At 55.6% G+C, this 19,869-nt stretch carries 26 protein-coding genes, 1 tRNA gene and 2 pseudogenes; 19 read left to right on the forward strand and 10 right to left on the reverse strand.

What is annotated here, in order from left to right; all coding sequences use genetic code 11:
* The 15 genes and pseudogenes from TU79_RS26365 to TU79_RS21900 form a co-directional block, all read left to right on the forward strand.
* Positions 1-558: hypothetical protein (locus tag TU79_RS26365; RefSeq protein WP_057009949.1), on the forward strand; the 558-nt coding region annotated here is incomplete at its 5' end.
* Between the two features lie 42 nt (positions 559-600).
* Positions 601-891 (forward strand): hypothetical protein, encoded by a 291-nt coding sequence (locus tag TU79_RS21860; protein WP_231986815.1) that lies wholly within the window; start codon positions 601-603, stop codon positions 889-891.
* Positions 892-2,064: 1,173 nt separating this feature from the next.
* Positions 2,065-2,322, forward strand: a complete 258-nt coding sequence (locus TU79_RS26160) for a hypothetical protein (RefSeq protein WP_139136811.1) — start codon at positions 2,065-2,067, stop codon at positions 2,320-2,322.
* Positions 2,323-2,371: 49 nt separating this feature from the next.
* Positions 2,372-2,821: a deaminase domain-containing protein gene (locus TU79_RS21865; RefSeq protein ID WP_197675625.1), complete on the forward strand. Its 450-nt coding sequence runs from the start codon at positions 2,372-2,374 to the stop codon at positions 2,819-2,821.
* Entirely contained in the window at positions 2,821-3,174 is a 354-nt protein-coding gene (gene imm2 / locus TU79_RS21870; protein WP_057009951.1) for an Imm2 family immunity protein, read from the forward strand. Before TU79_RS21865 ends, imm2 begins: the two co-directional genes overlap by 1 nt.
* Positions 3,175-3,549: 375 nt before the next feature.
* Positions 3,550-3,822: a hypothetical protein gene (locus TU79_RS21875; protein WP_057009952.1), complete on the forward strand. Its 273-nt coding sequence runs from the start codon at positions 3,550-3,552 to the stop codon at positions 3,820-3,822.
* Positions 3,823-3,930: 108 nt separating this feature from the next.
* The gene (locus TU79_RS25660) at positions 3,931-4,053 is read left to right on the forward strand and encodes a tyrosine-type recombinase/integrase (protein ID WP_231986818.1); all 123 of its coding nucleotides are present in this window, start codon (positions 3,931-3,933) and stop codon (positions 4,051-4,053) included.
* 99 nt (positions 4,054-4,152) lie between these two features.
* A complete protein-coding gene (locus TU79_RS27100) occupies positions 4,153-4,350 on the forward strand; it encodes a DUF4926 domain-containing protein (RefSeq protein WP_139136810.1) in 198 nt (65 codons plus the stop codon).
* Between the two features lie 251 nt (positions 4,351-4,601).
* On the forward strand, positions 4,602-5,012 hold the full coding sequence (locus tag TU79_RS21880) for a hypothetical protein (RefSeq protein WP_231986820.1): 411 nt from the start codon (positions 4,602-4,604) through the stop codon (positions 5,010-5,012).
* A gap of 102 nt (positions 5,013-5,114) precedes the next feature.
* The gene (locus TU79_RS21885) at positions 5,115-6,152 is read left to right on the forward strand and encodes an IS256 family transposase (protein ID WP_057009953.1); all 1,038 of its coding nucleotides are present in this window, start codon (positions 5,115-5,117) and stop codon (positions 6,150-6,152) included.
* Positions 6,153-6,327: 175 nt separating this feature from the next.
* Positions 6,328-6,651 (forward strand): hypothetical protein, encoded by a 324-nt coding sequence (locus TU79_RS25670; RefSeq protein ID WP_082638665.1) that lies wholly within the window; start codon positions 6,328-6,330, stop codon positions 6,649-6,651.
* A gap of 129 nt (positions 6,652-6,780) precedes the next feature.
* Positions 6,781-7,008 (forward strand): HNH/ENDO VII family nuclease, encoded by a 228-nt coding sequence (locus TU79_RS27105; protein WP_082638683.1) that lies wholly within the window; start codon positions 6,781-6,783, stop codon positions 7,006-7,008.
* On the forward strand, positions 6,959-7,456 hold the full coding sequence (locus tag TU79_RS25680; RefSeq protein WP_231986822.1) for an SMI1/KNR4 family protein: 498 nt from the start codon (positions 6,959-6,961) through the stop codon (positions 7,454-7,456). The genes TU79_RS27105 and TU79_RS25680 overlap by 50 nt, the downstream gene beginning before the upstream one ends.
* Before the next feature lie 15 nt (positions 7,457-7,471).
* Positions 7,472-8,080: pseudogene (locus tag TU79_RS25685) on the forward strand (group II intron maturase-specific domain-containing protein); the annotation flags it as partial.
* A pseudogene (locus TU79_RS21900) lies at positions 8,049-8,879 on the forward strand (hemagglutinin repeat-containing protein); the annotation flags it as partial. The pseudogenes TU79_RS25685 and TU79_RS21900, both read left to right, overlap by 32 nt.
* A 280-nt stretch (positions 8,880-9,159) precedes the next feature.
* Here the strand turns inward: TU79_RS21900 and TU79_RS26170 are convergent.
* Positions 9,160-9,339 (reverse strand): hypothetical protein, encoded by a 180-nt coding sequence (locus tag TU79_RS26170; protein ID WP_139136844.1) that lies wholly within the window; start codon positions 9,337-9,339, stop codon positions 9,160-9,162.
* A 602-nt stretch (positions 9,340-9,941) separates the two neighbouring features.
* On the opposite strand from TU79_RS26170, the gene TU79_RS21905 reads away from it, so the two are divergent.
* Entirely contained in the window at positions 9,942-10,421 is a 480-nt protein-coding gene (locus TU79_RS21905) for a hypothetical protein (protein ID WP_057009957.1), read from the forward strand.
* A gap of 12 nt (positions 10,422-10,433) precedes the next feature.
* The gene (locus tag TU79_RS21910) at positions 10,434-10,676 is read left to right on the forward strand and encodes a hypothetical protein (protein ID WP_057009958.1); all 243 of its coding nucleotides are present in this window, start codon (positions 10,434-10,436) and stop codon (positions 10,674-10,676) included.
* An 87-nt stretch (positions 10,677-10,763) separates the two neighbouring features.
* Here TU79_RS21910 and TU79_RS21915 read toward each other — a convergent pair whose 3' ends face one another.
* From TU79_RS21915 to TU79_RS21935, 5 genes are all read right to left on the reverse strand, one after another.
* Entirely contained in the window at positions 10,764-11,204 is a 441-nt protein-coding gene (locus TU79_RS21915) for an NUDIX hydrolase (RefSeq protein ID WP_057009959.1), read from the reverse strand.
* A gap of 108 nt (positions 11,205-11,312) precedes the next feature.
* Positions 11,313-11,399 (reverse strand) — tRNA-Leu (locus tag TU79_RS21920).
* 134 nt (positions 11,400-11,533) lie between these two features.
* Positions 11,534-12,061 carry a DinB family protein gene (locus TU79_RS21925; RefSeq protein ID WP_057009960.1) on the reverse strand — a complete coding sequence of 176 codons (528 nt, stop codon included), beginning with the start codon at positions 12,059-12,061 and terminating at the stop codon, positions 11,534-11,536.
* A 40-nt stretch (positions 12,062-12,101) separates the two neighbouring features.
* Complete coding sequence (locus TU79_RS21930) at positions 12,102-12,713, reverse strand: LysE family transporter (protein ID WP_057009961.1); 612 nt, start codon at positions 12,711-12,713, stop codon at positions 12,102-12,104.
* A 39-nt stretch (positions 12,714-12,752) separates the two neighbouring features.
* Positions 12,753-14,036: an arsenic transporter gene (locus TU79_RS21935; protein WP_057010040.1), complete on the reverse strand. Its 1,284-nt coding sequence runs from the start codon at positions 14,034-14,036 to the stop codon at positions 12,753-12,755.
* A gap of 252 nt (positions 14,037-14,288) precedes the next feature.
* On the opposite strand from TU79_RS21935, the gene TU79_RS21940 reads away from it, so the two are divergent.
* Together TU79_RS21940 and TU79_RS21945 are read left to right on the forward strand one after the other, a co-directional pair.
* The gene (locus TU79_RS21940; RefSeq protein ID WP_057009962.1) at positions 14,289-14,504 is read left to right on the forward strand and encodes a hypothetical protein; all 216 of its coding nucleotides are present in this window, start codon (positions 14,289-14,291) and stop codon (positions 14,502-14,504) included.
* Positions 14,505-14,590: 86 nt separating this feature from the next.
* A complete protein-coding gene (locus TU79_RS21945) occupies positions 14,591-14,944 on the forward strand; it encodes a hypothetical protein (RefSeq protein ID WP_057009963.1) in 354 nt (117 codons plus the stop codon).
* 148 nt (positions 14,945-15,092) lie between these two features.
* On the opposite strand, the gene TU79_RS21950 is transcribed toward TU79_RS21945, so the two are convergent.
* The 4 genes from TU79_RS21950 to modC form a co-directional block, all read right to left on the reverse strand.
* Positions 15,093-15,797: a YoaK family protein gene (locus tag TU79_RS21950; protein ID WP_057009964.1), complete on the reverse strand. Its 705-nt coding sequence runs from the start codon at positions 15,795-15,797 to the stop codon at positions 15,093-15,095.
* A 142-nt stretch (positions 15,798-15,939) separates the two neighbouring features.
* Entirely contained in the window at positions 15,940-17,574 is a 1,635-nt protein-coding gene (locus tag TU79_RS21955) for an ABC-F family ATP-binding cassette domain-containing protein (RefSeq protein ID WP_057009965.1), read from the reverse strand.
* Positions 17,575-17,698: 124 nt separating this feature from the next.
* The gene (locus tag TU79_RS21960) at positions 17,699-18,715 is read right to left on the reverse strand and encodes a DNA topoisomerase IB (RefSeq protein ID WP_057009966.1); all 1,017 of its coding nucleotides are present in this window, start codon (positions 18,713-18,715) and stop codon (positions 17,699-17,701) included.
* A gap of 73 nt (positions 18,716-18,788) precedes the next feature.
* Positions 18,789-19,868 (reverse strand): molybdenum ABC transporter ATP-binding protein, encoded by a 1,080-nt coding sequence (gene modC, locus TU79_RS21965; protein ID WP_057010041.1) that lies wholly within the window; start codon positions 19,866-19,868, stop codon positions 18,789-18,791.
* Position 19,869 lies beyond the last annotated feature (1 nt).

The raw sequence follows: 19,869 nt of genomic DNA on the forward strand, positions 1-19,869 counted from the left end.
CCCGTGCCAGAAATCGACAAGCTGAAAGAAAATGTATCCGTATTTATACTGACGGGACTTTTTCCGGAATTGTTGGGCGCGCGAGCAGCTGGCTGGCTGGAAAAAATCACTGGAATGTTCAGTGAGTTTACGGAGGGAACAGCATTAGCGGGAGGGGGCACGAGGGCTGGGGCGAGTGGGGTGCTTGAGGGGGGATCAGGCGCAGAAGTTGCAAGTGGTGCAAAAGGTGCGCCCAACACATCTTTGCTTGATGAGTTAGCTGCTAATGGTGTGAAATTTACGCCAGAGAATGTCATAGCAACGACTCGCAACTCTAGCGGCCAAGTTGTATTCCTCGAGACTGGAAACTCGAAAGCCGGGTTGCAGCACATCATTGAGGAGCACGGTAGCCAATTTGCTCAGATGGGCGTGTCTGAGGCTGAAATTCCGGGTATGGTAATGAAGGCTGTTTCTGATGGGAAGCTCGTTGGCTATCAAGGTGCTGGTACTGGGCGTCCAATTTATGAGCTAACTATAAATAAATGGGCAGCCGCAGCGAATTGCTGTGACCATTGGTGACAACGGATTTGTCGTCGGTGCAAATCCAAGGGGGAGCCTTAAGTGAAAAATATAAAGTTGATGCCGGACTATCAATGTCATCCTCTTTGGAATATGTCACCCGATGAGTATGGGGACATAGCTCCTTGCGAACTTCCTATTTCTGAGGAGCTTCAGCGACGTTTATCAAAGTGGGCTGCCATGTACGATGAAACACTCGATTCTGATTATCCGCCAAATTCTGGATTCAAGAGCGAGAAATTAGAACGCGAATTCAAGCGGGAGGGCATGCTGCTAGCTGAGTGCTTGAGGGATGAGCTAGGTCCTGATTTTTCTATTTTTCTTAAAATTTAATTGGTCCAAAAGCACCTGCCCAGAGCGACAGTCCGCCCGTGAAGAATGGATGGAAGGTTTGTGATGATGTTTATAATCAAACGGCTAAAGGTAACGACCCTTCTTGGTCTGCTGTCCGGGCTAGGTTTTGGAAAAACGAGGCATCTGCTCCCGATGCTGCGAGTACATATGGATCAGAGAACCTTGATCGAATGAGTAAAGGGCTCGCACCGCAGCGATATAATGCGGATAAAGGTGGAGTTGAGTCTATGGAGTTGAGTCACGAACCCATTCCTGCTCGGGATGGATGGAAAGACTTTGTTCCTCGTTGGCCGCAAGATCACGCCGCTGTCGATCCTTACCGAAAGCCAGGATATTGATAAATGACGGAAACACTGTTTTCAATTTTTCAGCGGACTCGAGGGGCTCCTATTGAAGTTGCTGAGGGGCTTGCGCACCCGATTTTTCAAAAAAAGATTAGGGCAGGCCGAAGCAGATTCTTGGCTCGAAGGTTGAAATCATCTAAACAGCTGGTGTCTGGACTGCGTTTAAAAGTGGTAAAGGGCGAGCTAGAAGTAAATAACCAGCGTCACTCTGAAATAATTTTATGGTCTAATACTAGCCCGGGGTCAGTTTTTTTACGGTGGTTTCCAAAAAAGCTTGCGAACTAAAGGTCTGGAATGTATGGCGTGTGAACGATATCGTGCAGGCTTGGGTTGGGAACGCAGGAATTGTAATAAGTGAAGAGGGATGCATAACAAAATTGGAGTGTAGTGGCGGCACTGAGGTAGTCGACTTTTCTACTTTGGTTTTCCAGATCGAGTCGATTGATTAATATTCACTACTCGGTGCAAAAGGCATTCCCTCTATTCCTGACTCAGGAGCAAGTAGTGCAGCTAATGCTGCTAGACTCAAAATGCAAATGGTTGCTGAGCAGGCGGCCGGAGCAAGGGCACCTACACAGATCACTAGCTATTCAAATCACGCATTGGAGCAATTTGCAGGAAGGGATGGTGGCATTGGTGTAAGCCAGTCAGCACTCAGTGGAGCTTGGTCTAGTCCTCTAAAGATTAAATATGTCCCTTTAAAGTACGGTCCAACATTTAGGTATACGGGGACGGATGCAGTCATAGTGGTCAATGCTGAAGGTAAAGTTGTCACCGGTTGGGGAAAATCAGCTGCGGGGACCGGTAAATGAGTAGCCTCTTAACAAGCGCCCAATTACAGCTTTTATTGGCGTTGTGCTTTATGGCAGGAGAGCACCAACTGGCACTGGCTGAGAAATTACTTAATAGTTCATTATCCTCAAGTGAGGTGGATGAGCTTTGCGAGTTGATTTCTAATGAATTTTTAATAAATGGAATAGAGGAAAGCTTCGAGCCGAATGGTTATGGCCTTGAGCTAGAACTGCTTCTGGATGCGGTCAACAGAGGTCATGGTCAAGGTCGTTAGAGTTTCGTAATTTTTTGGCTCTTTGGTTGGTGCAAAAGCGACTGCGACCTTGATTGACACTGCTCCGATGGCCCAACGGGTCATGGGCGTGCGAGCTGGATTGCCGTCTGGTTTACGGCGAAGTGGTAACGTAGCTGTCGCGGAAATAGATATACTTGGAATACCTAATCAGATGGCCGCACACAGCCAAGTTTCTGATGCTGGTAAGGGGCTTATCGGCTCCGGAAATGGGAATTTTGTCGCTCAATTTGTACCCAATAAGGCTGGAGACTTGGTTTATCGGGGATTAGATACAGAGTACAAAATTCTAGATAATATCGCTGACCAGTTGGGGAGAAATACCTCCGTAAGCGGAACAGTAAATATCCTTACGGAGAAAGCGGCTTGTGCCAGCTGTCTGAATGTGACTGAGCAGTTTAAGGCAAAGTACCTTAATATTACCGTTAATATTCTTGACAATCAGGGTGTTATGTTACGCCCTCCGAGGAAGACGCCGTAATGGAAGATAGAGTGACTTATGGTGAAATCCGGGCTTGGTTTCTGGGTAGCTATTATAGCTATTGCAAGATCAAGCTTAGCCACCAAAGCTCATGGGCTGAAGGTGAAAGTGAAGTGGGTTATGCTTATGGCGAGCTTGAAAACTCATTTGAATTGCCTATTGAAAAGTTAATGCTAGAAGTTATAGCACTTATTCTTTCGGCAGGGCGATCTCCGGAAAAAGTCAAAAAATACCATCTGGATACCATCTCTAAATTGTTAGAGGAGATTGAAATCTCCTCGACCTTGGAAGATCTGCCTTTTGATGAAGTGGTAGAGCTCAAAAATGACCTTAGGTTATTAGGTGTATGCTAAGAGGCTAAGGCAGTTATAGTCCGAAATATTTGTTGGTGCAAAAGCAACTGGTCCGGTAGATAAGCTTCCACCTCTACGGCAAGCACATGTCGATGAAGTTAATAGTTTGTCAGAGATTAGTTTCAGTATGCGCGCAGCGGGTGCAACACCAGAGCAAGTCGCTCGCCAACTCCATCAGACACGCTGTGAGTTAGGTGTTCAATATAAGGATCTAACACCACCTGATAAGCTTGCAGAGATTTATGAGCGAAACTTTCGAGTATACGGGGACAAGCTTGGGCCATCCATTGATTGGCTGAGAGCTAAAGGCAAAAGCTGGGAGCAGATAACTGAGTCTGCAAGTCGTTCAGGCGGGAAGGATTTAGGTTTTTAAATATGACTGATGAATTTGCATCAATAGTGCTGGGTGATGAATACGATGCGGTGTTGCGTAACGCCCTACACATTGTTTTATTCAGGCTTGGTGCTGTAGGCATTGATAAGTCATGGGCGGTTGGAGGCTCTCAAGAAATTAAAGTGGCAGAGGTTGAGTTGATGGGTGGGAAAGTTAAAATTGAGTCAGAAACATTCGTAGGTCTTACTATATTCGGCCCCCAGTTTATTGTTGATGAAATAGCCGATAAAGTGCGTCAGGAACTTTCTCTATAAGGAAGGTCTGAAGTAAGCCAATTTTAAAGGACCTGAGTTGATCTGGCACCGGCCTTGCGCCGGTGTTTTGCACCCTATCTGCACCTTGGTAAGCGTGGCAGTTGCCATTTGTTCCGCCACACCATGGCCACCCTGATGCTGGAGAACGGCGCCGATATTCGTTTCATCCAGGCCATGCTCGGGCATGTCAGTCTGAACATCCCCTCATCCGAGCAGCGGTGGGTATGGTGATGGCGGTGTAGTTGCCCTGACGATTCACACTGGCATGATTCAATCGGATGGATCGCTCAAGCTGAATACACCATTTTCTGGGTTTACCAGGAGCCAAAAATGAAGTTAGCTCTATATTCTCGTGTGAAATATGTTGGCCCAAATGGGCACTATCACTGCATTGGTGACAATGAAATAGGCTACATCATAGAAGATTATGGTGATGGAAATTATGAGGTGGAGTTCTGTGAGCCTGATGGTTCCACAAGGGCCCAGTCCGTAATTCCCGAGAGTTTTTTGCAATCTGCTGAGGATTAGTTAATGCAGAAGTAGCTGGGCTGTTGTAGATGACACAATCAAGGCATTACCAGCCCCAAGGCAAATAGATGCATCGTGGAGCGCGAGCACTTATAACAAAGGCGGTTTGATGACAGGTGTTGAGCATGTATTCTATCGCCATGGACCTGACTCAAGATTTACGAATGTTAGTAAGTTTTCGCAAGGAACATCTGTTAAAGATATCTCTAGTTATGTTGATAACGCACTGAGATATGGGAAAGTAAATTCTAATGGCAGGTGGGCACGTTATTGAGTACAACGCAGGTAAGGTGATTGGAACAAACGCCTCAGGCGCTCCAACATCGACAATCAAAATAAATGTTCGGGGTGGGGTGATTCAGACTGCATTCCCGTACTGGTTAGGAATGATTATGAGCAGTGGCGGCACAATAATAGAACGATTTGTCGCTCAAGAGTTGGACGACAGCGTTCGCTCTATTTTGAAAGATGCCTTTGATGAGCGGATTTGCTCAAAGAGCGTTCTGTTTAGGGAGTTCGAGTTTAATTGCTTTGACGTTTCTTTGGACTTTGAAAAAGGCATCGTCACATTGCAAGATGTTCTTTCCGCAGGAGAGAGTAGCTTTCTTGATATACCGATACGTGATTTTATCTCTGCTTGTGGTTTGAATGTCTCTTGTTAATTGTAGAGGCCTAGATGTGATCTGACGCCGGCCTAGTGCCGGTGTTTTTGGGACTGTCATAAATTTTGTGTTCGGGCATAACATGTTGATAGAGGTGCATGTATGCCGACCAAAAAGAAACCGGGCCGTGAGGCCCCGCGAGACCTTCCATCCATTCCCCAAGAGCTGATCGACCAGTTCGTCAGCGGCCCGATGAGTGCCGAAGCCATTCAGGATGCCTCGATGGCGTTCAAAAAGGCGCTGATCGAGCGAGCCCTTGGTGCTGAGTTGGGCCACCACCTTGGCTATCCTCAGGGCGCGGAGCGCCCTGAGGAAGACGTCTCTCACAACTTCATCAGTTCTGTCACTGACGCAGTTTTGGAGGAGGTTACCGCCTGGCAACAGCGACCGCTTGAACCGATGTACCCGGTAATTTTCTTCGATGCATTGCGAGTCAAAATTCGCGACGAAGGCCTGGTTCGCAACAAAGCGATCTACTTGGCACTGGGCGTATTGCCGGACGGAACGCGAGATATCCTGGGCATTTGGATTGAAACAACCGAAGGCGCCAAGTTTTGGATGAAGGTCTTTAACGATCTGAAAACCCGAGGCGTCGAAGACGTCTTGATCGCCGTAACTGACGGTCTCAAAGGCATGCCCGAAGCGCTGAGTGCTGTGTTTCCTGAGACGGCGTTGCAGACCTGCATCGTCCACCTGATCCGTAACAGCCTCGATTACGCCCCGTGGGACAAGCGCCGTGAGCTGGCCAAGGCACTGAAACCGATCTATCAAGCACTCAATGCTGACGCCGCAGAACAAGCGCTACTGGCTTTCGAGGCCGGGCCTTGGGGTAAGCAATATCCGACAGTCGTATCGGCTTGGAAACGTGCTTGGGATCGAGTTATCCCGTTCTTCGTGTTTCCCCCGGCGATACGCAAAGTGATTTACACAACCAATGCCATCGAGAGTATCAATGCCCAGTTGCGCAAGGTCATCAAGACGCGAGGCCACTTCCCAACGGATGAGGCCGCGACAAAGCTAATCTGGCTGGCATTACGAAATATCACCGCGAACTGGGGCAGTGCGGCTCATGATTGGAAGAGCGCGATGAATCAATTTGCGATTCTGTACGGAGATCGATTTATCAGGCCGACCTGGTAAAGATAGGGCCTGCCTGACGGCAGGCCGTAACCGGCCCGAACACAAAAAATCTGACACTCTCCATGAAAGATTTGTCGAATAAGATGAGTGCCCAAGCAGGGCGCGAAGTTAATTTTATGATCTATGACTCTGCGGCAACAGCCGCAAGTCGTGCTCCGAGTGCGGTGTTACCGAAATGACTATTGTGTATGATCTCTATGGTGCGGAAAAATCATGTCTTCTGTCGGCGAGAAGTGATCTGGAAAGAGCGCTGGGAGAGACTTTTGAGGAAAGGGATAGCTCTTATCAAGGTGGTATTTACTATATGTGGGGTAGGAATGATTCAGAGAATTTTGTTTTAAAATTAAATATTGATCCTTTTGACGGCGATCCAGTAGAGCAGGACTACGCGAGCTATAAAGTCTTGCTCTATGTAAACGCTACAAATCGTTCATCGGATATAGAAAAATTGATTAGTCAAGTTAGTGTTTTTAAGTTACTGAGGCATGAAATTCTTTAAATAACACCAAGGCTAGTCGGTGCAAAAGGTGTACTTCGAATAGACCCAAATGGAAGCTTTACTCAGAGGGATGAATTGGTTGACCCGAGTAGGGTGGATAGCCAAACTGGTCTGACAAATTTGGATCTCATGAAAAATGGATTGGCTCCATATGGGCCTGATGGAAAGAAGGTAAATCTGCATCATATGCTGCAAATCCAAGACGGTCCAATTGCTGAGGTTACGCAAAGCTTTCACCAACAAAATAGTGGTGCTATTCATATAAATTCGGGTTCTGATATTTCTTCTGGAATCAACAGGTCACAGTTTGAAAAGTGGAAAAAAGACTATTGGAGAAGCCGAGCAAGTAATTTTTGAATTATGGATTTTAGTATTGGAAGTTATTATGGATATTGATATAAGAGATGTTGTCGAAGAGCTGAAAAGCGTTCGTATGCCTCTTCCAAATGCGCAGCGACTTCCTGATGATGCTTTAATTATTTCTTATGAGCGTGAACTTGGTATCTCATTTTCGGATGAGTATAAAGTTTTTGCCAAGGAGGCAAGTGATAGTATTTTTAATGGTAAGGATGCGCTTCGATTAACCGTGGACAGACATAGCCCGAGAGAGCTTCTGAACGTTGTTGCGGAGGCTCGAGAGCAAGGAGTCCCAAAGTCGTGGCTCCCCATTTGCGAGGATAATGGGAACTACTATTGTCTTCTTGAGGATGGCTCTGTCAGTTACTGGGCGCATGATGGGCGCTCCAATGAAACTTGGCCCAGTCTCGCTAGCTGGATAAAACATGCATGGATAGATGGTAAGTAGCCTTGATAGGAATAACTCGACCGCGAACTGGAACGGCGAGGCCATCGCTTCGTGCGTTATGCCGACGACGCGAACATCTATGTGCGCAGTCAGCGAGCTGGCACGCGGGTGATGGCCGGTGTTGAGCGTTTCCTGAATCAGCGCCTGAGACTGACGCTGAACCGGGAAAAGAGCCACGTAGCACGGCCTTGGGTCTGCGACTATCTGGGTTATGGGATGAGCTGGCATCAGCAACCGAGGCTGAGAGTGGCGACGATGAGTCTGGGTCGCTTGCACGACCGGTTAAGAGACCTGATGCGCGGGGCGCGGGGCCACAAGATGGCGAATGTCATCGAACGGATAAACCCTGTGCTGCGCGGGTGAGCAGCCTACTTCAAGCTCAGTCAGAGCAAACGGCCACTTGAGGAAATTGACGGCTGGGTGCGGCGCAAACTTCGCTGCGTCGCCTGACGTCAATGGAAGCGGCCCTCAACGAGGGCACGTAACTTGATGCGCCTGGGGCGTAGCGAAGCTCGCTCCTGCAAATCAGCCTTCAATGGCCGAGGCTCATGGTGGAACTCGGGAGCATCTCATATGAATCAGGCGCTGCCGAAGCAACGAACAGGTCGCCGCGCTGACCCATGACATCGTGTGGCTGGAAGAGCACGAAGTGAACGGCGAAAAAGTCCTGGTGCCGGTGCTCTACCTCGCCAACGCCGGCACCCTGCGCGCCAGCAACAACCTCTCGGCCGCCGCCGGCAACGACCTGATCAACAGCGGCCGCATCGAAGCAGGCAACCGCCTGGACCTGCTGGCCGGCAACAACCTCGTCAACCAGTCCGGCGGCGTGATCGCCGGGCGGGATGTAACGCTGACAGCCGTGAAGGGCGATGTGATCAACGAACGCAGCCGCACCGGGCTGGGCATGGGCGAGGACAACCGCAGCTACTTCGGCGACGCGGCCCGCGTGGAAGCGGCCAACGACCTGACGATCAAGGCGGGCCGCGATTTCACCAACAGCGGCAGTGTGCTGAAGAGTGGTGCGGATACACTGATTAATGTTGGGCGGGATATCAATATTGTCGCCACGCAAACCCTCGATTCCGGCGACGGGGGCATGTGGAAACACACCTCCAACACCACGCAAAGCGGTTCAACCGTCAGCGCCGGCCGCGATGTGCAAATGAACGCCGGGCGCGACCTCAACGCCATTGCCAGCGTGATCGACGCCAAGCGCGATATCGGCCTGTCGGCCCGAGAAGACATGAACCTGGCCTCGGCAGCGGACGAGGACCACTCGCTGGCCAAGAGCAAAAAGAAAACCACCCAGGAAGATCACGTCAGCCAGGTCGGCACTGTCGTGAGCGCCGGGGCGGATATCCGCCTGAGCGCGGGGAATGGGGCGCTGAAATTTCGAGGAAGTGAAATTTTGGGCGGTAGTGACCCGCGAGAATCTATTGTGGCGTCTCATGGGAAATTAAAATTTTTCTGCGCTTTACGTCTTTCAGAATTATCTATCGGTACTGTAGTTGACGTAATCATTGACGAACGCTGTTCATATATTGTCGCGACACCCAAAAGTTTTGATATTGAACCCATTCTTGATGTGGGGTGGTCCGGAAGTTTGGCTGAGGATTTTAGTCTTTGTGGTCGTATCTGCGAAGAGAAGGGATTGCTTTTTAAGCCGGTTGGTGAGTTTGATGATCACGAGTGGGGTTTTGTGTCTATTGGGTCGCCGGAAATCCTGAAAAAATTATTGAGCTGAAAAATCCCAAAATCGAACCAACGAGAAGCTGGTCAGCTAGCTTGGCATGCAGGGCATTCCACGCCGTGCGCTTGGTGTCCCAAGCGCTAACAGCTGCAACGCTGGCCAGTGCAGTGCTCTTGTACATGTAGTTGCTCATGGTTTTGCTCCGGGAAAGCGCAGCCCTCCGGTTGCCCGCTGCAGCAAGTAGATTGAGCTAGTGGCGTATTGCAATTATGATCGTGTCCTTCACATGAGAGTAATTTGATGTTTCCACGATATTTTCGCTGGATTTCGATGCTAGGCATCCTTGCGGCAGTTGTTGTCTTCGTATTTGCTAGCCTGCAAATTTTTACCGGCATGGCGCCGGCGACAGATCTGATTCGACCGATCATCGCAGCGATCGCATTTGGATGGGCTTTCACGCAGTCCACAAAGGTCTGAGTCTGGACAAGGCTTCACTTAGATTTGTGCGTTATTCGTCGTCTTCGGCGTTCATCTGGAGCGACTCGGCGAATCCCGCTTGCCGTAACTTGCGCGCCACGTTTAAGGAAAGCACCGCACGATATCAGCCTTTTTTGATGCATCGTTACAACTGGATTCGGCTTCACCAATTCAACGATGGGTTGGCGCGGAAAACTTAACGTCGTCTCCGGGATTAGTTGACCACGACACAACGCACCTTGCCCTCCAGGTGAAATAATTTGAATTCAACGCGCGCCTTCTAGACAATCTCACTCCTGGTTCGAAAGGAGGCGTGCAATGAAGTTCGAAGGGACTTTCCAATACATCGGCAATCACGGGATCGTGTTCAGCGTCTCGCAGATCACCCTCACCGACAGCGAACGCGGGCGCCTGCGCGAGCTGCATTTTGGAGAGGCGCAAAACGCGCACTACGAGGTCAACCGTAAGGTCGTCGAGGTATATGACAAGATGTTGGCCAAGAACCTGCCGTGCCTGATGATGATCGGCATCTCCAAGCCGCTGACGCGGCAGCAGGGCGATGTACTCAACGCTCAACGTACCAAGATCGCCAATCTGGCGGCCTCGGCGTTCGCTGGCGCCACCTCTTATGTTGCCTCCCCCTATGTGGGTGCCCCTGTCGGCGCCGGTGTGCGCATGTATGTGAATGAAACCCTGCCCACCTATCATGCAGGCGACATACTGGTGAGTATTGAGGCTCAGGTGAATGGCGGCATCGGCCCGCAACGTACCGCCTCGACACTGATCATCAAGACCTGACGGAAGAAACCCATGTCTGACATTACCCAATTGGCCGCTGCTCTGGTGCTGTTCTTTCTGCTCGATCGGTTTCTTAAGTCGTATCCGCTTCGCAAATGGTTAGGGGTACTGCTGGTAGCGATAGGTGCGGCCGGTTGCGTTGCCGCGAGCCAAATCCGCTTGTCTGGATTTGACCTGGGGTTGCTGTCGATCTTTTCCGTTGCACTGGGGATGGGGTTGTTCCTAAAGCGGCGGCGGTTCGAGCAGATGGGTTGAAGGTGGCAGGTCTTTGCGTGGATTAGCACTCCACAGCCGGCCATGCGGTGGCGCCGAGGCAGTGGCTGTTTTCCATGGGGCTCCGTTCTACTTCTGCACCCACCCCAGCAGCTCGGAGAGCCCCTCAGGTACTAACTGGGATCCAGCATTGAAGCTTGAGCCAAAACGCCATGTGGCTTGAAACGCTGCCCCATCGCTTTCATGGCCCTCCAGCCAGGGTTTCTCATAGACTTCTGCGTCGTCGAACCTTGCATCATAGACGAAGACTATTTCATGCCCTGGCTTGCCTGCGTAGGTGAAAATACTTTCCAGCGTGCCAATCAATCGAATGTCGCTGATCGAAAGTCCCAGCTCTTCCTTCACTTCACGGGCGATGGCATCCACACCTCTCTCGCCGAACTCAATACCGCCGCCAATGGGGCGAAAGAGGGTTCGTGCTTCAACAGCGTCGTGGAACTGATTGACCAGTATTTTTCCGTGATGGTGAAAGACACATAGAGCAAGCGCTCGAATACGCGGTTCTGACATGAGAGCAACTACCTAATGTTCGTCCGGCAGCATGCCGCTGGAGGAAAATTACGGAACAAAAAAGACAAGGGCTTGCGCAGGTTTCCCTGGCAAGCCCTTTGATATCCATGGTGCCCGAACCCGGAATCGAACCGGGACGCCCTTACGAGCGGGGGATTTTAAGTCCCATGCGTCTACCAGTTTCGCCATTCGGGCGGTAGCGCGGTGCAGCAGGGTTGGGAATATATAGTCCCGGGCGTTTCGATGCAAGGTCGAAGGAGGCTTTTATCGATCCTCTGCGCGGGCTAAAAACCTTGGTAGATCAGTTATCTACAGAAAAATCCGACGATTCAATCCATCAACGCCAGCAGGTCTGTATCACCCACATCCTGTCCGGCCTGGCTCAATAACGTTGTGACCTGGCCGCGGTGGTGAGTCTGGTGATTGAAAAAGTGCACCAGCAGGCTGAAGAACGGCTTGCTGGCCGCGTCACCCGCCATGGTGTGGTAGCTCAATTGCTGGTCGAGGTCGCCATCATTCAAGGTGGCGGCCCAGTCGATGATCATCTGGTCCATCCACACGCGTAGGGCGGTGAGTTCCTGCAGGTCGGTGAATGCCAGTTGTTTCAGATTGGCGGGGGTGGCGAGGGTATTCAAGGGGGTCAGCGCCGAGAACCCGGCCGGATGCGTGGCAAAGCGTTTGAGCCAGACGATGTCGCCCAGGGCCAGGTGGTTCAAGGTGCCGAAGATCGAGGCAAAGAACGCCTGGCGGTCCCTGCGCAGGGCTTCATCGGTCAGTTGGGCGGCCGCGTGGTAGACCTTGCGGTTCATCCACTGGTTGTAGTTCGCCATCAGCGCAATCTGTTCGATCCGGTTCATGGGTCAGCGTCCATTCAGATAACGATTGGTATACATCGCGTCATATACCCTGCGCCGCGAGCACAGCCAGGTAAATCAGCACCAGCCCGCACATTGCGTAGCTGACGCGCTGCCAGGTGGGCGAAGCGTTCTGGCGCAGCAGGTTCACCAGTCCCGCCACCAGAAAGCACGACAGCACCGACGCGACCATGAAGCCTGCAAAGAACATCAGGGTCTGCCCGTGGCTGGGTGTGGCGCCGACGATGCCGGACAACGCGCTGCCCAGGGCGCCCCAGTAAACGATGTTCTTTGGGTTGGCCAGGGAAATCGCCGCGCCCACCGCCAGCGCACTTTGCCGGGAGCTGGCGGAGGCGTTATCGGCTGCCGGCAGGTGCCAGGCATCGATCAAGCTGCGCACACCGAGCCAGGCCAGGTACAACGCGCAAACCACGGTCAGCGGTACGCGGACGGCATCGTGCTGGATCAATAGCGCGATGCCGGTCAGGCCGATAACGGCCCATACCGCGTCGCCCACCAGCGAGCCGACCTGCACCAGCAGCGCCGGGGTGAAGCCGTGGAGCAGGCCACGGCGCAGGGTTTCTGCCAGAACGGCGCCGGGCGAGAGGCAAAACACGAAGCCGAACACCAGTGCGTATACAAAGATCGACAGCATGCCCACGTCCTTTTGACAAAAGCCGAGAGCATAGAGCCGTCAGAGACTCAGGCGCAAGGCGAGGGCGGCGAGGGTGATCAACAGCACCGGCAGGGTCAGCACGATGCCGACTTTGAAGTAGTAGCCCCAACTGATGGTGATGCCTTTGCGCGCGAGGATATGCAGCCACAGCAGGGTGGCGAGGCTGCCGATGGGGGTGATTTTGGGGCCGAGGTCGCTGCCGATGACGTTGGCGTAGATCATCGCGTCCTTGACCACGCCCACGGCATGACTGGACTCGATGGACAGCGCGCCGATCAGCACGGTCGGCAGGTTGTTCATCACCGACGACAGCAGTGCCGTGAGCACCCCGGTGCCCATGGCCGCGCCCCACACGCCGTGGGTGGCGAAGGTGTCGAGCCACGTCGCCAGGTAGTCGGTCAACCCGGCGTTACGCAGGCCGTAGACCACCAGGTACATGCCCAGGGAAAAGATCACGATCTGCCACGGCGCGTCCTTCAATACCTTGCGCGTGGAAATCGTGTGGCCCTTGGCGGCAATCACCAGCAGGAGCACCGCACACACGGCGGAAATCGCACTGATGGGAATGCCCAGGGGTTCCAGGGCAAAACAGCCGACCAGAAGAATACCCAGCACCCACCAGCCGGCGCGGAACGTGCCACGGTCACGGATCGCGCTGGCCGGGTCATCCAGGTCGGCGGGGTCGTAGGTCTGCGGGATGTCGCGGCGGAAAAACCACAGCAGCACCGCGAGGGTTGCGGCCACGCTGACGAAGTTCACCGGCACCATCACGGCGGCATATTCATTGAAGCCGATCTTGAAGTAGTCGGCGGAGACGATGTTGACCAGGTTCGATACCACCAGCGGCAGGCTCGCGGTGTCGGCGATAAAGCCGGCGCCCATCACGAACGCCAGGGTCGCCGCCGGCGAAAAGCGCAGGGCCAGCAACATCGACATCACGATTGGGGTGAGGATCAACGCCGCGCCATCGTTGGCAAACAGCGCCGACACCAGCGCACCCAGCAGCACCATGTAGGCAAACAACCGCCGGCCGCGCCCACGGCCCCAGCGTGCCACGTGCAGCGCGGCCCAGGCGAAGAACCCGGCCTCGTCCAGCAGCAGGCTGATCACGATCAACGCAACAAAGGTGCCGGTGGCATTCCAGATGATGTGCCACACCACTGGAATATCCGCCAGGCTGATCACGCCAAAGGCCAGGGCCAGGATCGCGCCCATCGTCGCGCTCCAGCCGACCCCGAGGCCCTTGGGCTGCCAGATGACCAGCACGATGGTGAAGATAAAAATGCCAATTGCGACAAGCATGTATGAACGCTCCAGGGGACCAACAGCCAATGCGCAGGCCTGCGGCGGCCTGACGTGCAGAGCATGGATCAGTTCGCCGACATAAAGTTCGCCTGCGCCGTCAACCGCCAGCATATTGCCAGATATTTCTGACAAAGCCTGTTGCGATTGATCTGGATCAAACGGCGGCGGATTGACCACAACTGTTTGAAATTAAAATGAAACATCCATGTCCTACAGTGCCTGCCCATTGCTGAAGAAGGAAAAATCCGCGTGACCCGTGCCACTCGCAACCTGCGCAAAACCCTCGACGCCGTCGCCGATAACAACGAAACGGCGGCGTACGAGTTGATGCGCGCCGTCGAAAAGCTCGGCGATGAAGTACTGCGCCAGCGCCTTCTCAACACCATTCACCGGCTTAACCAGGACGCCTGCGACTTGCGCGCGGCGCGCGATTCGGTGGAGCTGGTATCGGTCAGGCTCGCTTGAGCAGGATGGTCACAGGCAACGGCCCGATCAGGCGAAAAAAGCCCGCTGCAGTGGTAGAGTCGCCTTTTTTCCAAGGAAGCGATGGCATGCGCAACGTGGTATTAGGTGCATTGGTAGCGGCAACCCTGACGGGGTGCGCCGGTTCGAAGATGAAAGAGGCGCGCGCGGGCAGCCCTTACAAGACACTGGCGTCGGACAAGGCCACGCTGGTGGTTGCTCAATGCATCCAGTACGGCTGGCAGGATGAAAGCGTGTTTGGCGTGGATGCCGGCGGCTTCAAGGAGCCGAGCGGGGCGGGCGGTTTCACGGTCTACACCACCGGCGGCGATTACTTTGTGGACGTGCAAAGCGCAGGCGCAGGTTCCAGCGTGAAGTATTACGCCGCTGCCGACAGCATGCCCGCCAAGCGTCGCTTGGCTGCACTGGCGACCTGCCTGTAATCCTTGCCTCAGCGGTTTTCGGAAATGCCTTGCGGGACAGTTCTGGGGCATTGGCCTATGATTCACCCGCCCGCTCGACGTAATGGCTCTTTACCGGTACAGGGATGTCGAGGCCTTGACGTCGAGCGGGCCTCGCATTTACCGCTCTTCAACGTGGCATGAAGCTCAACTGCCAGCGCCGTGGAATCTTCAGCGACACCAGCCCCAACACCCCCGCCAGCACGCCGCTGACCCACAATGCGCGCATGCCCATCTGCTGTTCCAGCAACGCACCGATCACCGCACCGACAAACATGCCCGTCCACGGGATCAATTGCACGCGCCAGCCATTGCGCCGTTCCCCCAGCATCCAGCGACCCAGCCCGCGACCAAACCGCGAGAGCGCCCCCGTCACATAGGTGAGCCCCACCGGCAGTCCGTTCACTTCTTCGACGGCCGCGTTGAGCATGCCCATCGCCACAATCGCCGCCAGCAGCGCGGGCAGCGTATCGGCCAACGGCCAGAGCGCGGCGGCGCAGAGCAGGGCGGCGATGCACAGCAGCAACGGCAATGCCCGGCGTTTGCCCAGCCGGCTGACGACCACGCCCAGGGCGTTACCCAGAATAAAGGTGGCGACCAGCAGCAACAGGCGCGCAGTCAACCCCAGGTCACCCGCGCTGATCGCCACTGCCAGGCGAGTGGTATTACCGCTCATGAACGACACAAAGTCGCCGCTGGCCATAAAGCCAATGGCATCGGTCATCCCCGCCAGCACCGACAGCCCGGCCACCAGCATCAGGCCCACGCGCCCGCGCCAGAGTCGCCGATGGGCGAGCGCAGCGCTGGCGTACGGTTTGCGGGATGAAGGCAGCATGCGCGCGGCTCCTGGGTGAGATTAATCGGCCATTACCGTAGAACGCTTTGAACGGCGGCGCAATGCGTGGATGGCCGGCATGATCCATCCCAGCCGATCACACCCTTGTGGCAAGCCTGCTCACCACAGGGGCGGTTGGGGCTCAAGTACGCACCAGTTGCCAACCTTTTTCTTGCCAGGTCAACAGGTGAGTCGGCTGGATGGCCTGCAGGAAGGCCTCATCATGGGAGACCACCACCATTGCCCCGGTAAAGTGCTTCAAGGCTTGCTCAAACGCCACGACCGACTCCAGGTCCAGGTGATTGGTCGGCTCGTCCAACAGCAGCAATTGTGCCGGCGTCCCGCGCCACAGGGCGATCGCCATCGCGGCTTTCAGGCGTTCGCCGCCGCTGAGTTGCCCGGCCGGTTGGGTCACACGCAGCGCATCCAGTTGCAGCAACGCGAGGCGGGTGCGCAGTTCGGCTTCGGCCAACGGCGTGGCGAGCAGGTTGAGCTGTTCGACCACGGAACGCCCGTTATCCAGCAGCGCCAGATGCTGGTCGATATACGCCGTCGACAGATGCACCGAACAGACCCCGCTGGCGACCTGCAATTGACCGGCCAGCAGCTTGAGCAACGTGGATTTGCCGCAGCCGTTGGGTCCCTTTGCGGCGATGCGCACGGGCCCGGCCAGGCTGAGCGTCAGCCAAGTTGAAGGTACCAGTGGATCAAGCCACGGCAGTTGCGCTCGCTCAAGGCTCATCACCTGACGACCGTTGGGCACTGTCGAGGCCGGCAAGGCGAGCAGGGTGGGTGTCTCGTGTGCCACGTGTTGGCAGGCCTGGCGCACCTGGGCATCGAGTTGGCCCTTGTGGGCCTGCTGCACACTGCGCACCTTGCTGACCACTTCGGTGGCGGCACCTTTCCAGCGCGCCCGGGTAAGCCGGTCGACGTTGGCATTCTGCGCATGCTGGCGCGAGCGCGCGGCGTGGCGTTGCAGATCATCGTTCTGGCGTTGCAGGCGTTGCCTTTCGCGGCTGCGCTCAACGCGCGCGCGCTCCAGTTCGGCTACTGCCGCATGCTGCTGCGCCTCGCGCTGTTGGCGATAGTCCTCGTAATTGCCGCCGTACAGCCGGGCACCAAGGGGCGACAGCTCAATGATGCGGCCCATGGCATTGAGCAACTGCCGATCATGACTGACCACCACCAGACCCCCTCGCCAGAGGTGCAGCACTTGCAGCAGCCAGGCGCGTCCGGCGCTGTCGAGGTGGTTGCTCGGCTCATCGAGAATCAGCAATTGTGGCGCCGCCAACTGCGCACCGATAATCGCCACCCGCGCCAACTGACCGCCGCTCAGATGTTCGGCCGGCGTCTGCGCGTCAACGCCAGGCAAACCGGCGGCATCGAGTGCGGCGCGCAAGCGCTCGGCCAGGTCCCAGCGATCATCGATCAACTCCACATCGGCGCCCTCGGCGGTGCCGGCAGCCATGCGTTCAAGCGCCGCGAGGATGGGGGCTGTTGCGCTGAGATGGGCGACGGTGTCGCCCGCCTGAATCTCCACCGTCTGCGGCACGTACTTCACGCTGGCAGACCCTTTCACGCTGCCGAAAGATGGCGTCAGCACACCGGCGAGCAGCCGGGCCAGCAGGCTTTTGCCGCAGCCATTGCGGCCGACGATGCCGGTCGGGGTGTGATCGATGGACAGGTTAAGGTCTTCCAGCAGGGTTTCGCCGTTGGCGAACTGGAAACACAGGTGTTGCAGGGAAACCAATACGGGTAGCCGCTTGACGTGAGTCACAGGCACCTCCAGAAAATGTCGAACAGGCCAACAGGCACGTAGGGCGGCCTGTTGCAGATACATTTTTGAAAGGCTCAGTTGTTCACGTCGGCAGTCGTCCGGTCAGCGATAAAGGAGCTGAAGCCTAGCTCGCCTCAGCCAGTTGTTCAAGAAACATGGCCAGTGCCACTTCCTCCGCCTTGAGCCCTTTGCGCAGTCGTGGCGGGGGTAGCTTGGACAGCTCGCCCAGGCTGAAATGCTCTAGCACGGCCGGGTGGATATAGCACTTGCGGCACACCGCCGGAGTGTTGCCCAACTGCTTGGCCACGTCCTTGACCATGGTTATCACATGGCGTTTGGCATCGGATTCGGGCTGCCACTCCAGCTCGCGCAGCACCGCGAGCGCCATGGCGGTGCCGGCCCAGGTGCGGTAATCCTTGGCGGTGAAGTCCGCGCCAGTGAGGCTGTGCAGGTAGGCGTTCACATCGTGGGAGCTGACGGTATGGCGCTCACCGTCTTCGTCCAGGTACTGGAACAGGTTTTGCCCCGGTAATTCCATGCAGCGCTTGACCACGGTCGCCAGGCGCCGGTCCTTCACGCTGATCTGGTGCTCAACGCCGCTTTTGCCACGGAACTGGAACTGGATTTCGCTGCCCTTGACGTCCACGTGGCGGTTACGCAACGTTGTCAGCCCGTAAGATTTGTTGTCGCGGGCATACTGGGTATTGCCGACGCGAATCAAGGTGGCATCGAGCAACATCACCACGGTTGCAAGCACCTTTTCACGGGTGAAACCGGGCTCGGCCAACTGCGCCTCCAACTGTTTGCGCAGTTTGGGCAGGGCCTTGCCAAAGGCCTGCAGGCGTGAGTATTTGTCGCTGTCGCGCACTTCGCGCCAGCGCGCGTGATAGCGGTACTGTTTGCGCCCGCGCGCATCGCGTCCGGTGGCTTGCAGATGGCCGCGCGGGTCGGCGCAGATCCAGACATCGGTATAGGCCGGCGGCACGGCCAGGGCATTCAGGCGCTTGATTTCATCGGCATCGGTGATGCGCTCGCCTTTGGTATTGAAATACTGGAATTTGCCGCGCAGCAGCTTGCGGGTGATGCCAGGTTGGGCGTCATCGACGTAGTGCAGGTCACGGGGCAGGTCGGAATCGGGCATGGGCAACTTCCTTGGCAACAGATCAGGCCGGTATGTCTGATTGACCGCAGCGATGTGCGGTCGTGCCAAATGGTTACGCCAGCACCGCGACCGCCTTGATCTGTGCCCACAACGTCTGCCCGGGGTGCAGTTGCAACTGGTCGCGGGAGTACCGTGTGATCCGTGCCAGCAGCGGTGTGCCGCCGGCGTCCAGGCGCACCAGCACGTGGGCGCTGTTATCCGCCGGGATTTGCTCTGTGACCGTCACCGGCAGGCGGTTGAGGATGCTGCTGTGCTCCTGCGCCTGCAGGCTCAGGCTCACATCCCGCGCCTGCACTTTCACCCGCAGCGCCCGGCCCGGCACCAGCGGCGCGTGGGCGACACGCATATGCAAGGTGCTGTCGGGCAGTTGCAGGGTGAGCAACTGATAGGCCGCGTCATAGGCGCTGACGGTGCCGTGGATCACCACGCCGGCATCGTCGCCCCGCGCCAGCGGCAGGTCCAGGCGCGCCAGGGTTTCGCCGATAGGGCCGCTGGCCAGGGCCTTGCCGTCGCTGAGCAACACGATGTGATCGGCCAGGCGGGCGACCTCATCCTGGGCGTGGCTGACGTAGAGCAGCGGAATATCCAGTTCGTCGTGCAAACGTTCCAGGTACGGCAGGATTTCGCCCTTGCGCTGGCTGTCGAGGGCGGCCAACGGTTCGTCCATCAGCAACAGCTTGGGACTGGTGAGCAAGGCGCGGGCGATGCCGATGCGTTGGCGTTCGCCACCGGACAGATGCCCGGGGTTACGCTCAAGCAGATGGCCAATGCCCAGTAATTGGGTGGCCTGGTCCATGTCGACACGACGCGCCGAGCGTGGAATGCGCTTGAGGCCGAATTCGAGATTGGCCTGCACCGAGAGGTGAGGAAACAGGCTGGCTTCCTGAAACACGTAGCCCAGCGCGCGTTTATGGGGGGGTACAAACAGCCCGTTGCGGCTGTCCTGCCAGACTTCGTCGTTGACCTGGATAAACCCGTGTTCGGCCCGCTCCAGCCCGGCGATACAGCGCAGGCAGGTGGTCTTGCCGGAGCCGGAGTGCCCGTATAACGCCGTCACACCGCGCCCGGGCAGGTGCAAATCCACATCCAGCGCAAAATCCGGGTACTTCCTGTGCAGGCGCACTTGGATCATC

The sequence above is a fragment of the Pseudomonas trivialis genome (assembly GCF_001439805.1).
In the GTDB taxonomy this organism is placed as follows: Bacteria; Pseudomonadota; Gammaproteobacteria; order Pseudomonadales; family Pseudomonadaceae; genus Aquipseudomonas; species Aquipseudomonas trivialis.